Source organism: Pseudoalteromonas phenolica (assembly GCF_001444405.1).
Lineage (GTDB): Bacteria > Pseudomonadota > Gammaproteobacteria > Enterobacterales > Alteromonadaceae > Pseudoalteromonas > Pseudoalteromonas phenolica.
The window spans coordinates 1,933,144-1,945,936 of sequence record NZ_CP013187.1 but is presented as its reverse complement, the minus strand read 5'-3'; the positions used below and the strand labels follow the sequence as shown (position 1 = coordinate 1,945,936).

Sequence of the window (12,793 nt, the reverse complement as noted above, 5' to 3'; positions counted from 1 at the left end):
AACTTAAGTTTACAGTTTAAGTCAACGCAATTAACTTGATTTTAGTTTTACGTTGGCGTAAACGTAAATATTAGGTATGCTCAAATCATCATTTTGAAACAAACAAGCAAGAAGCTTGTGAACAGGAGTTTAACATGAGTAACGAAGCAGTTGTAATCGTAGCAGCAAAACGTACCCCTATGGGTGGCTTTATGGGTGCACTATCAGGCGCAAGCGCAACAGAGCTTGGCGCAACTGCAATCAAAAGCGTTATGAGCGAAACAGGGCTAACGGACGCATCAATTGATGAAGTGATCATGGGTTGTGTATTACCAGCAGGTCTTGGTCAAGCACCAGCACGTCAAGCTATGTTGCATGCCGGTCTAGCACGTTCTACTGGCGCAACAACTATTAACAAGGTTTGTGGCTCAGGTTTAAAAGCAGCCATGCTTGCTCATGACCTCATTAAAGCGGGCAGCATTTCATCTGCAGTCGCAGGCGGCATGGAAAGCATGACTAACTCACCGTATTTCATTCCAAAAGCGCGTGGCGGTATGCGTATGGGTCATGGTGAGATTAAAGACCACATGATGGCCGATGGTCTTGAAGATGCTTACGACAACAAAGCTATGGGTTGTTTTGCACAAGCAACTGCGGATGATTATGGCATTACGCGTGAAGAAATGGACGAGTTTGCGCTTAGCTCTCTAAGCAAAGCAAATGAAGCGATTGAAAACGGCAGCTTCAATAACGAAGTAGTCCCTCATGTTTTAAAAACGCGTAAGGGTGACGTTGAAGTCGCCATTGACGAGCAGCCAGGCAATGCGCGTCCGGACAAAATTCCAGGTTTACGTCCAGCATTCAAAAAAGATGGCACGATTACCGCAGCTAACTCTTCTTCTATCTCAGATGGTGCAGCTGCATTGATTCTAATGAGCGAATCAGAAGCGAAGAAGCAAGGCTTAACACCACTTTGTAAAGTGGTTGCTCACGCGACTCACTCGCAAGCGCCAGCAGAATTCACGGTTGCACCAGTTGGCGCAATGAACACGCTACTTGAAAAAGCGGGTTGGGACAAAGCTGACGTAGATTTATGGGAAATCAATGAAGCATTTGCCATGGTGACTATGCTAGCAATTAAAGAGCTTGGCCTTGAGCAGAGCAAAGTTAACGTTAATGGTGGTGCATGTGCCCTTGGTCACCCAATCGGTGCAAGTGGTGCGCGTATCCTAGTTACTCTAATTCATGCCCTACGTAATCGCGGCCTTTCAAAAGGTGTTGCATCACTGTGTATCGGTGGTGGTGAAGCGGTTGCACTGGCAGTCGAAGTTTAATCACACCAAGTTGTAGGCACCGTATAAATAATATAAGAGCGGTGCCTTTTTTCTATTTACCAGGGGAGGAGTGCAGATGCACCAAGTACCTTTATACATCAACGGCGAATTTACTCAATCATCATCAGAGCAATGGATTGATGTTGTTAATCCAGCAAACCAAGAAGTACTTGCAAAAGTACCTTGTGCGACAGAGCAAGAAGTAAAAGCAGCGATTGATTCTGCACAAGAAGCATTTAAGACTTGGCGTAACGTGCCAGTTCCAGAGCGTGCTCGTATTATGATGAAGTACGCGGCGCTTTTAAAAGAGCACCAAGAAGAAATTGCGACCATTATCTGTCATGAATTAGGTAAGACGTTCGAAGACGCAAAAGGTGATGTATGGCGTGGTATTGAAGTGGTTGAACAAGCTGCAAATGCCCCTGCAATGATGATGGGTGAAACCGTTGAAAACGTTGCCCGCAATATTGATACGTATTCTTACACGCAGCCTCTAGGTGTGTGTGCAGGTATTACCCCGTTTAACTTCCCAGCTATGATCCCACTTTGGATGTTTCCAATGGCGATTGTATGCGGTAACACTTTTGTACTTAAGCCTTCAGAGCAAGATCCGCTAACACCAATGCGTTTAGTGGAGCTATTCGAAGAAGCGGGTGCACCAAAAGGCGTACTACAAGTTGTTCACGGTACAAAAGACCAAGTTGACCAAATTCTAGAAGCACCAGAAATCAAAGCAGTTTCTTTTGTTGGTTCTTGTAATGTGGGTCATTACATTTACAGTAAAGGCACACAGCATAAAAAGCGCGTTCAAGCGTGCGTTGGCGCTAAAAACCACATGGTGATCATGCCGGATGCGCCAAAAGCGCAAACAGTGAATAACCTTGTTGGTGCGTCAGTGGGTGCTGGTGGCCAACGTTGTATGGGTATTTCGGTGGCAGTATTTGTTGGTTCATCAAAAGAGTGGGTAGAAGACATTAAAAAAGGTTTCGAAGGCGTACGCCCAGGTCTTTGGAACGACCCAGAAGCGGCTTATGGCCCGCAAACTACACCACAAGCTAAGCAACGTATTCTTTCACTCATTCAAAGTGGTAAAGATCAAGGCGCAACCTGTTTAGTTGATGGTTCAGATTATACTGTTGAAGGCTATGAAGCAGGTAACTGGGTTGGCCCTACATTATTTACAGATGTGACTGAAGAGATGGAAATCTATAAAGAAGAAATCTTTGGTCCAGTTTTGAGCTGCGTATTTGTAGACACGCTAGACGAGGCAATCGCGCTAATTAACCGCAACCCATACGGTAACGGTACATCTTTATTCACAGCAAGTGGTGCAGCAGCGCGTAAATTCCAACAGCAAATCGAAGTAGGTCAAGTAGGTATTAATATTCCAATTCCTGTGCCACTGCCTTTCTTCTCATTCACAGGTTGGAAAAACTCTTTCTACGGTGACCAGCATACCTACGGTAAGCAAGGTGTGCGTTTCTACACAGAAACGAAAACGGTGACTTCACGTTGGTTTGATGATGAGGTCGTGACTGGCCCGAATATGAGCATCAACCTACGTTAATCCTTTCTATTCAATTTTTATAATAACAATGTGAGCCGACATGATCGGCTCACCTTTGACAACAAGAGGTCTTTTATGGACTTTAATCTAAATGAAGATCAACAGGCATTTGCCGACACAGCATATCAATTCGCAATGAGTGAACTAGCGCCAAACGCTGCGCTGTGGGACCGCGAACATATTTTCCCTAAAGACGTGATTAAAAAAGCCGGTGAACTAGGCTTTTGTGGTTTATACACGCCAGAAGAGGCAGGTGGCCTTGGATTATCACGTTTAGATTCAAGCATTATTTTTGAACAGCTTGCTATGGGCTGTACAGCAACAACTGCCATGCTAACAATCCACAACATGGCAACTTGGATGATCGCAAGCTTTGGTACTGATTCCGTTAAAGAGCAATACATTGATCAATTAGTGATGGGTGAGTTGTTAGCATCATACTGTTTAACTGAGCCGGGCTCAGGCTCTGATGCCGCGTCACTTAAAACTAAAGCAGACAAAGATGGCGACAGCTATGTGTTAAACGGCTCGAAAATGTTTATCTCGGGTGCCGGTGAAACTGACGTACTTGTGGTTATGGCTCGTACTGGTGAAGCGGGTCCGAAAGGTATTTCTGCGTTTGTTGTACCAGCAGATGCTGAAGGTATTTCTTACGGTAAAGCCGAAGAAAAAATGGGTTGGAATGCACAACCTACACGTCTTGTCACCCTTGAAAATGTGCGTATTCCTGCTGCAAACCTAATGGGTGCTGAAGGTGAGGGCTTTAAGTTTGCGATGCAAGGTCTAGACGGTGGTCGTATTAACATCGCAACATGTTCAATCGGTACTGCGCAGCAAGCACTTAACACAGCTAAGCAATATATGACTGAGCGTGAACAGTTCGGTAAACCGCTTGCAGCATTCCAAGCGCTACAGTTCAAGATTGCTGACATGAATACTGAGCTTGTAGCAGCACGTCAAATGGTACGCCTTGCAGCATTTAAACTAGACACCAACGACAGCGAAAAAACCACTTACTGTGCGATGGCAAAAAGATTTGCTACTGATGTAGGTTTTAAAGTGTGTGACGACGCATTACAAATTCACGGTGGTTACGGTTATATCAAAGAATACCCACTAGAGCGTCATGTTCGTGATGTACGTGTTCACCAAATTCTTGAAGGCACCAATGAGATCATGCGTGTGATCATCGGCCGTCGTATTTTAGCTGAAGGCGCGCCAAGCGTATTGTAATAAGGAAACCCAAATGACTGCACAACTTAAATTAGAAAAGCAGGGTAACATCGCGGTAGTAACAATGAGCAACCCGCCTGCGAATACATGGACACGCGATACCTTGGTAGGTTTAAAGAACCTTGTAATCGAGTTAAATCAAGATAAAGAAATTTACGCTCTAGTGATCACAGGTGAAGGCGAGAAATTCTTCTCAGCGGGTGCGGACTTAAACGTATTTGCAGACGGAGACAAAGGTGTTGCTGCTGACATGTCTCGTGTATTCGGTGAAGCGTTCGAAACATTGAGCGATTTTAGAGGTGTTTCGATTGCCGCTATTAATGGTTTTGCTATGGGTGGCGGCCTTGAAGTGGCATTGGCTTGTGATATTCGTATTGCCGAAAGCCAAGCGCAAATGGCGTTACCAGAAGCTAAAGTTGGTTTACTACCGTGTGCTGGTGGTACGCAAAACCTATCTTGGCTTGTTGGTGAAGGTTGGGCTAAGCGCATGATTTTATGTGGCGAACGTCTAAAAGCTGATAAAGCACAACAAATTGGCTTAGTTGAAGAAGTAGTTGAAACTGGTGAAGCCTTGAATACGGCACTTGCACTAGCAGAGAAAGTAGCAGATCAAAGCCCAGTAGCAGTGACGGCTTGTAAAGCACTTATTCAAAAAGGTCGCACAGGCACAATCAACAGTGCGCTTCCGCTTGAGCGTGAACTATTTGTCACCTTGTTTGATACGCAAGACCAAAAAGAGGGCGTGAATGCGTTCTTAGAAAAACGTAAACCAAACTGGGTGAACGGCTAATGGCAAAATTACAGTTATTAAACCAAGCAGATGCGCCAGTCGTATTTGAGTTGGCTGACTGTGATAATGGCAAAAAGGTGGCGTTTGCCACCTTAAATGTGCCAAAAGCACTGAATGCACTCAACTTAGATATGATCCGTTTGTTAGCCCCTCAGCTAACCGAATGGGCGAATGACGATGCCATCGCCTTAGTGGTTTTAAAAGGTCATGGTGAAAAAGCGTTTTGCGCTGGTGGCGATGTAGTTAGCTTATACAAAGCAATGGCTGCAAATGATGGCAATAACCACATAGAAACCTTCTTCAGCGAAGAATATACACTAGATTATCAAATCCACACTTATGAAAAGCCTATCTTACTTTGGGGTAACGGCATCATTATGGGTGGTGGCTTAGGTCTAATGGCAGGTGCTAGTCACCGTGTTGTGACAGAAACAGCCCGTATTGCCATGCCTGAGATCACAATTGGCCTTTACCCAGATGTCGGTGGCAGCTATTTCTTAAATAAGATGCCGGTGGGTGTTGGATTATTCTTAGGTCTGACAGGCGCGTCAATTAATGCCAGAGATGCTCAATTTGTCGGTCTGGCAGATCATTTTGTCAATGCCGAGCTCTACGGTGAAGTGCTAGCGAGCTTGCTGGGTACAGACTGGAAAAACAGTGCTGAGTACAATCATGGCTTGTTGTCTGAAATGTTACATTCACTTCAAAGCCAATCGAGTAACGAGCCAGCAAGTGAGATTGAACCACTACAATGTGTATTAGCAGAGCTCGAATCTCACGACAGCTTAGAGTCGCAAATTGATGCCATTTTGTCTCTTGATACAACGGATAACAAATGGTTATCTCGCGCGCAAAAATCACTTCAACATGGCTCACCATTAAGTGCAAAGCTTGTTAGCGAGCAATTGAAACGCGCAAAAGGTTTGAGTTTAGCTGATTGCTTTAGATTAGAGCTGGGTATGTCAGTAGCAGCGGGTGAATTTGGTGAATTCCAGGAAGGTGTGCGAGCTTTGTTAATCGATAAAGATGGCGCACCGAACTGGCAGTTTGAAAATACACAAAGTGTGACAGATGACGCGATTAACGCTTTTTTTAAAGCGCGTTGGTCAGAGCATCCACTTCAAGGTTTGTAAGGAATGTAACAATGGCAAAAATTGGATTTATCGGTTTAGGAAATATGGGCGGCCCTATGGCCATCAATTTGGTAAAAGCGGGCCACGAAGTACGCGTTTTTGATTTAAGTCCAGACGCAATCGCAACCCTTGTTGAAGTCGGTGCAACAGCTGTAAACGCAGTAGAAGAAGTCTGCGATAACGCTGATTTTGTTGTCAGCATGTTACCTGCAGGCAAGCATGTAAAAGCGATTTACACTGGCGAAAATGGCCTAATTAACCATTTAGATAAAAACACCTTAGTCATTGATTGTTCAACAATTGATGCTGAATCAGCACAATATGTTGGTAAAGCACTTGGCGAAGCGGGTATTAAATTTGTAGATGCACCGGTTTCTGGTGGTGTTGCAGGTGCTGCAGCTGGCACGCTAACCTTTATTGTGGGTGGTTCAACGGCGTGCTTTGAATTAGCGAATATTATACTGCCTAACATGGGTAAAAATATTTACCATGCAGGTGACATTGGTGCAGGGCAAGTAGCGAAGATCTGTAACAATATGCTGTTAAGTATACTTATGGCAGGGACCAGTGAAGCGCTACAGATGGGTATAGACCATGGTCTAGATCCAAAAGTGCTGAGTGAGATTATGCTTAACAGCTCAGGTCGTAACTGGACGTTAGAGCTTTATAATCCTTGTCCAGATGTACTTGAGAATGTTCCGAGTTCAAATGGCTATAAGCCGGGCTTTATGGTGGACTTAATGGCCAAAGATTTAGGTTTAGCTCAGCAAGCTGCGCAACAAACTAACTCGGCAACACCTATGGGCGCTTTGGCGAAAAACCTTTACAACCTGATGCAAAATCAAGGTAAAGGTGCCGAAGACTTTAGCGCAATCTTTAAACTTTATAGTGAAAAATAGACTGCATTATGGACATTAAAAATAAAACAGTTGTCATTACTGGTGGTGCGCAAGGCTTAGGTTTTGCGATGGCCACACAAATGGCAGAACTAGGCGCTAACCTTGCTTTGGTTGATATGCAAGATGAAGTATTAGCAGAGGCAAAAGCTGAATTGGTTAAGCTTGATGTTAAAGTTGAAACCTATGTGGCTAACGTAAGCATTGAGACTGAGGTTGAAACGGTTTTCAACAATATCGTTAGTGATTTCGGTGCCGTACATGTACTGATCAATAACGCCGGCATTCTTCGCGATGGTCTGCTTTTAAAAGCAAAAGATGGCGTAGTGACTGCGAAAATGGAATTATCACAATTCCAATCTGTTATTGACGTTAACTTAACTGGTGTTTTCCTATGCGGCCGAGAAGCAGCTGCAAAAATGGTTGAAAGCGGTGAAGGTGGTGTCATTGTTAATATGTCGAGCGTAGCTCGTGCTGGTAATATGGGCCAAACAAATTACGCTGCTGCTAAAGCGGGTGTGGTTGCCATGACAACGACATGGGCGAAAGAGCTTGGTCGTTTTGGTATTCGTGTCGGTGCAATTGCACCGGGAGTGATCCGTACTAAAATGACAGATGCGATGAAACCTGAAGCGAAAGAACGTTTGGTTAAGATGAAACCTGTCGGTCGTTTAGGTGAAGCAGAAGAAATTGCTCATACAGCAAAATACATCATTGAAAATGACTTTTTCACAGGTCGCGTCGTCGAAGTTGATGGTGGAATTCGACTTTAAAGATTGATCTTATCAAGGCTTTGCTCCATGCAAGGCCTTTTTTTTACTCAATTTTTTTCCAATTTTCTCAGCTGTTTACTATCTTTTAATTACATATCTTCGCTCTATGGATTGATAGTCATGTTTGATGGCTTAATTAGAAGTTTAAAAATTAAAACTAAAATAACTTTACTTAGTTTAATACCGACTTTATTCGTAGTTTTAAGCTTCTTTTATTTAGTGTTTTCTCAATATTTTAGTTTTCAAGAGTCAAATCGGCTCGAGCGGTACGTCAAAGCTGTCAGTGTGTTAGATCAAACTGCCCACAACTTTGCCGTTGAGAGGGGATTGACCGCAGGTTATCTTGCCAGTGGTGGAAAGGGAAAGGCTAGATTAACTGAACAGAGGAAAAAAGCGGACAAAGCAAAACAAGAACTAAAGATTCTGGTCGATAAAGAGCTAGATTATTTCCCTAAATCAACTCAATTGATCATGAATGATCTGCTACAACATTTTAAGTCATTGCAAGAAATCAGAAAGAAAGTTGATCTTAGAGAAAGACAATCTGGTGCATTCGATTTTTATTCTGAGATTAATAAATATGCCTTAGACGCTGCAAGCACTTTCTCGAACTATATAGATGATTCAGATGCTACTAAAAGTATGAAGAGCCTCATTGCAATACTTTGGATGAAAGAGCGTGCAGGGCAAGAAAGGGGACTTTTAAATGGCGTTTTCAATCGAGGCACTATTTCGCTAACTCAACTCTCGAATTTAGCCCTTTTTCAGAACGACCAACTTAAACAAATTGATTTTATAAAACAATTATTAGACCCAAACTTATACCAATCTCAATTTTCTAGCCTTGATAATCTAAATAAAGAAGTAGAACCTTATCGGTTATTTGTCTACGAACGTCTAAATAACGGTAATTTAAACTTTACAGGGCGTGATAATTCAAATTGGTTTGTGGATGCAAGCTCTAGAATAAAGTCTATAAAAAACATAGCAGACAAAAAATCCAAGTTTATTAGTGACTACGCTCATGCTTCAAAAACTAAAGCGCTATCATTCCTAATTATTGCCTTCATAGCTTGTTTAGTTATTGTTTATCTTATGACTACGTTTGCGTCTAAAGTGGCAAAAAGTCTTAACAATGGTTTGCTAAATCTAAGCAATATTATTAACCAGGTTAACCGAGATTTTGATTTTTCGAGATCAATTTCAACTGATTTGAATGATGAACTTGGACAAGCAACACGTTCTTTTAATGGCTTTCTTAACGAACTGAACTCAGTTAATAAAGAAATTCAATCTGTGATGAAGTGTGTAACCCATGGTGATTTTAGTCAAAGAGTAAACTACCCATGTAAAGGTGACATGTTGTTATTAAAGCAAGGAATTAACAATAGCAGTAATACACTTCAAAATACTATGGATGCGTTAGATGAAATAATGAGTGGACTCTCAAAAGGTGATTTCACGGTTAGAATGTCTGCAAGTGTAAAGGGGCCACTCAGAGCTAAAGTAGATAGTTCGATAGAAACAATCGATGCAGCGATTAAGGAGATAGCCTCATGTATGACTCAGCTGCAAAATGGAAATTTCTCAGGGCGAATTTTGTCAGAACAAAAAGGTGCGTTAAATGATTTAAAAGTATCGTTTAATTCCAGTATGACATCTCTTGAAAATGCGATGAATGAAATTTCAGATTCGTTGGTGTCGCAAAAAGATGGTGAGTTCAACAAGCGAATTAAAGGTAGTTACAATGGCCGTTTATTACAACTTAAAAATACTTTTAATGAATCGTCCGAAAACATTGAAAAATTTGTAGGTGATATTGAAAAGCTATTCTTGCAACTTCAAAGAGGTGAATACTCTTCTAGAATTAAAAGTAAATATAAAGGCCGATTAGAGGCACTTCAAAATAATGTTAATAAGTCTCTCGAAAAACTTGAAGGTGCAATTCTCAACATCGTACAGGTTTCTGTTCACCAAAGTGAGGGAGAGTTAAGCTCTCGTGTTGTGGGAGAATATTCAGGGCACTTGGCAAAATTACAGCGAGCGATGAACCTTTCTAGTGATAGGATTGAAGAAATTCTAAATGAGTTAGCAAGTGTTGTTGAGAATATAAAAATAGGACGTTTTGACAAACAGATTCAAGGGGATATGCATGGTCAATATGCTGTTTTAAAAGCTGATATGAACGAAATGCTCGCTTTGTTGAATGATGCTATGGATGAAATACAAGTATCTTCTGAGTTACAACAACAAGGTGCTTTATATCATCAAATAGATAAAAGTTTTCCTGGAGATCTCAATAAAATATGTTCGGCAATTAATGCCTCATCCAGTGAATTAAAAAGTGTTTTCTCCGATATTAATAACTCAGCAGAACATACTCTTGCACTTTGTTCTGACCAGATGCAGTTTGCTTCTGATATTTCAAAGCGTAGTACTGAGCAAGCAGTAGCACTTGAAGAAATTGCTGCTTCTATGGAACAGATGTCATCTAGTGTAAATGAGACAGCAGAGCAAAGTTTAATAGTTACAAAACAGATGCAAGATTCGAAAGAAATTGCTGAAGACGCAATGGAAGTCATGAAAGATTCTTTAGAAGTGGTTCAAAGTATGAGGGACTCAAGTCGAGAAATAGCACAGATAACAATCATGATAGATGAGATTGCGTTTCAGACTAACCTGCTCGCACTGAATGCATCGGTTGAAGCTGCAAGAGCAGGAGAGCAAGGGAAAGGGTTCTCTGTGGTTGCTAGTGAAGTTCGCGAGTTGGCTCAGCGCTCTGCAGATGCGGCTAAAAAAATTAAAGAACTGGTATCAGAAAATATAGATAAAGTGGAGCTCAGTTTTAATAGTTCCCAAGACTCTCATATACGTTTAGAAAGCATTTTAGCGAATATCTCTGAAGCGAATACCATGATGAATAACTTAAATGATGCGACAATGCAACAAAGCGCAAGTATTACTGAAGTAAATTCAGCGGTTGGAAACCTTGATAGATCTACTCAGCAAAATACATCTATGTTGGAACAAATGTCGCAGGATATGTCTAAGTTAGAAGGTTCAACAATAGACGTGAGTGACCGTCTAAAGTTTTTTAAATTAAGAAAAGATTGATGGGTAAAGGAGAGTACTTGAAAATTAAATTATTGTTGAAGTTTTTTATTATCTTTTTTTTAGCTGCTGCAAAGGTTGATGCAAAAGAGTCGTTAAGATACAACTTAGCAGCCTCAGAATCATGGTACCCTTATTATATCCCTGATGAAAAAGAGCCTGGTATTTTAGGTGAATTAATACCTCTAATTTTAAAAAAAGCAGACATCCATGGCATAGAGTTAAGGTTTCCGCCAAAAAGAACTATTTATGCAATGGAAAATGGTTTGCTCGATTTTGATGTCGTCTCGCCTGTTTGGTTTGCAGGCGGAGATGCTGGTGAGCAATTTATTTTTTCAAAAAGTCTAATAGGTATTGAGGAATTCTACGCTAGTCTTGCTGGCATTAACCTAGGACCCATGGTTTATAAAGAAGAAGTTGGCACGATATTAGGTTACTACTATTTTGATGATAATACATTTACACGTATTGACTTTGCATCAGAGAAAGAGCTTGTTATGGCTTTGCAAAAGAGGAGAGTAGATAGGGTGTTAATTGGTGATTTACCAGCAAAATATTGGGCAGACAAACTGAATGTGTCTATTAGGCTCGATCAACTTCATACTAGAGGTGAGTTAAAAATTAGGTTAAATAAATCGAAAGCTCACTTACTGCCTGTTATTAATAAAGCCATTACCGAGCTTCAACAAACTGGCAAAATTGAAAAAATAGTCAGCAAGTACACAGTCAAACAAAGTTAATGTGTTGTATTGTCTAGTCAATACAACACTTACTTAAAATAGGGGTTACGCGTAATAGCTTATATGCTGGAAGAAGCGAACATTCAAAGCTTGTTTTTGTGCAGACAGCTCTAGCGTCTGAGATAAACTCCGAATCATTGACTCAACATTATTCATAAATTTACCGTACCCTACATCTTTGTTATCACTCGCCTTGGCAACTACAACAAAGTGCAATGTATCTACCAATTGGTTTTTATTCCAGTACGCTTTAAGTTGTGTTTGCTCAGCGCACACATCAAAACTTAATTTTTGTAACTCACTGTTTTGTGAAGATCTATCAATTTTACTATTTCTAACAAGGGGTAAACGCCCATCGGCAACAAAGGCAGCTTGGCTGATTTGTTTGTAACCACACGCACTAAAAAACTTGTCTTCGATAAAGGTATAAAATTGCGTGTAATGCTCGTCTTCTAATAAATGTTTAAATTGAGTTTTTAATGCTCTTGTCACAGGAATATTAAAAGTAACATAAGTCATTTCGCTGTGATCTTGGGGAATGCTGCACTTTCTTGCTTCATAGCGTGGATAAAGGCTTCTTAGTTTGTATCCGTATGTTTCTTTATGACCTTTAACGCGAGCAAATAAATCATAAGTTAAATGCTGGTGGTCTCTGATTTTAAATGTATTTTCAACACCTAAATTAATTTTCAATTCATGAAGCGTCTTTTGAACTTTATTGTGAAAATTTGCAGCATTTGCTCTGAGTTCATCGCCAGTTGCTAAAAAGAGTAGTCTTACTTTTTTGGCCCGAACGCCCTGTTGCCAATATGATTTGTGTGCTTCATGATATTTAGGATTATAGAAAAATAACATTTGTTTTTCTGTTTGAAGGCAATAAGACTCTTCATGAAAACGGGTGATAGGCAACTTATCATTGGCAATCATATGAACGTTATACAAGCCATTTTCTTCACAAGCCAAAAATAGCTTTCGTGCAATGCGCTCATAACAACTATCAATATTATCGAAACTTGAAACAAACTCATCACTTGGTTTGAATTCAGCAAGAATATATTGGTTATTTCTTGCGTTTGTTGGAATATAAACTCTGTTAGAACTACTAGATGCCATTATCTTAAATCCTTGGTAATCAATCTGTGGCGAACAGTAACGACTTTTCATGAAAGTTTTATTGCGTTAGGACAATATTTACGACAATTGTCATAATTTTGAACGGATCGATAAATGTAGCCGA

General features: G+C 40.8%; 10 protein-coding genes. 9 read left to right on the top strand and 1 reads right to left on the bottom strand.

What is annotated here, in order from left to right; genetic code table 11:
- Positions 1-134: 134 nt before the first annotated feature.
- The 9 genes from PP2015_RS08520 to PP2015_RS08480 all read left to right on the top strand — a co-directional run bounded on the left by PP2015_RS08520 (position 135) and on the right by PP2015_RS08480 (position 11,556).
- Positions 135-1,313 (top strand): thiolase family protein, encoded by a 1,179-nt coding sequence (locus tag PP2015_RS08520; protein WP_058029867.1) that lies wholly within the window; start codon positions 135-137, stop codon positions 1,311-1,313.
- A gap of 76 nt (positions 1,314-1,389) precedes the next feature.
- A complete protein-coding gene (locus tag PP2015_RS08515; protein ID WP_058029866.1) occupies positions 1,390-2,880 on the top strand; it encodes a CoA-acylating methylmalonate-semialdehyde dehydrogenase in 1,491 nt (496 codons plus the stop codon).
- Between the two features lie 75 nt (positions 2,881-2,955).
- Entirely contained in the window at positions 2,956-4,113 is a 1,158-nt protein-coding gene (locus PP2015_RS08510) for an acyl-CoA dehydrogenase family protein (RefSeq protein WP_058029865.1), read from the top strand.
- 13 nt (positions 4,114-4,126) lie between these two features.
- Positions 4,127-4,903: an enoyl-CoA hydratase gene (locus PP2015_RS08505; RefSeq protein ID WP_058029864.1), complete on the top strand. Its 777-nt coding sequence runs from the start codon at positions 4,127-4,129 to the stop codon at positions 4,901-4,903.
- A complete protein-coding gene (locus PP2015_RS08500; RefSeq protein WP_058029863.1) occupies positions 4,903-6,036 on the top strand; it encodes an enoyl-CoA hydratase/isomerase family protein in 1,134 nt (377 codons plus the stop codon). The genes PP2015_RS08505 and PP2015_RS08500 overlap by 1 nt, the downstream gene beginning before the upstream one ends.
- 11 nt (positions 6,037-6,047) lie before the next feature.
- Complete coding sequence (gene mmsB, locus PP2015_RS08495; RefSeq protein ID WP_058029862.1) at positions 6,048-6,935, top strand: 3-hydroxyisobutyrate dehydrogenase; 888 nt, start codon at positions 6,048-6,050, stop codon at positions 6,933-6,935.
- Positions 6,936-6,943: 8 nt separating this feature from the next.
- Complete coding sequence (locus tag PP2015_RS08490) at positions 6,944-7,705, top strand: SDR family oxidoreductase (protein WP_058029861.1); 762 nt, start codon at positions 6,944-6,946, stop codon at positions 7,703-7,705.
- Positions 7,706-7,990: 285 nt separating this feature from the next.
- Positions 7,991-10,819 carry a methyl-accepting chemotaxis protein gene (locus tag PP2015_RS08485; protein WP_169792723.1) on the top strand — a complete coding sequence of 943 codons (2,829 nt, stop codon included), beginning with the start codon at positions 7,991-7,993 and terminating at the stop codon, positions 10,817-10,819.
- Between the two features lie 17 nt (positions 10,820-10,836).
- Positions 10,837-11,556: a substrate-binding periplasmic protein gene (locus tag PP2015_RS08480; RefSeq protein ID WP_161568627.1), complete on the top strand. Its 720-nt coding sequence runs from the start codon at positions 10,837-10,839 to the stop codon at positions 11,554-11,556.
- A gap of 45 nt (positions 11,557-11,601) precedes the next feature.
- Here PP2015_RS08480 and PP2015_RS08475 read toward each other — a convergent pair whose 3' ends face one another.
- On the bottom strand, positions 11,602-12,669 hold the full coding sequence (locus tag PP2015_RS08475) for a DUF3083 family protein (RefSeq protein WP_058029858.1): 1,068 nt from the start codon (positions 12,667-12,669) through the stop codon (positions 11,602-11,604).
- Between the last annotated feature and the right edge of the window lie 124 nt (positions 12,670-12,793).

Coding starts and splice junctions, on each gene's coding strand:
- PP2015_RS08520 (WP_058029867.1), top strand. CDS start 135: ATGAGTAACGAAGCAGTTGTAATCGTAGCAGCAAAACGTACCCCTATG.
- PP2015_RS08515 (WP_058029866.1), top strand. CDS start 1,390: ATGCACCAAGTACCTTTATACATCAACGGCGAATTTACTCAATCATCA.
- PP2015_RS08510 (WP_058029865.1), top strand. CDS start 2,956: ATGGACTTTAATCTAAATGAAGATCAACAGGCATTTGCCGACACAGCA.
- PP2015_RS08505 (WP_058029864.1), top strand. CDS start 4,127: ATGACTGCACAACTTAAATTAGAAAAGCAGGGTAACATCGCGGTAGTA.
- PP2015_RS08500 (WP_058029863.1), top strand. CDS start 4,903: ATGGCAAAATTACAGTTATTAAACCAAGCAGATGCGCCAGTCGTATTT.
- mmsB (WP_058029862.1), top strand. CDS start 6,048: ATGGCAAAAATTGGATTTATCGGTTTAGGAAATATGGGCGGCCCTATG.
- PP2015_RS08490 (WP_058029861.1), top strand. CDS start 6,944: ATGGACATTAAAAATAAAACAGTTGTCATTACTGGTGGTGCGCAAGGC.
- PP2015_RS08475 (WP_058029858.1), bottom strand. CDS start 12,669: ATGGCATCTAGTAGTTCTAACAGAGTTTATATTCCAACAAACGCAAGA.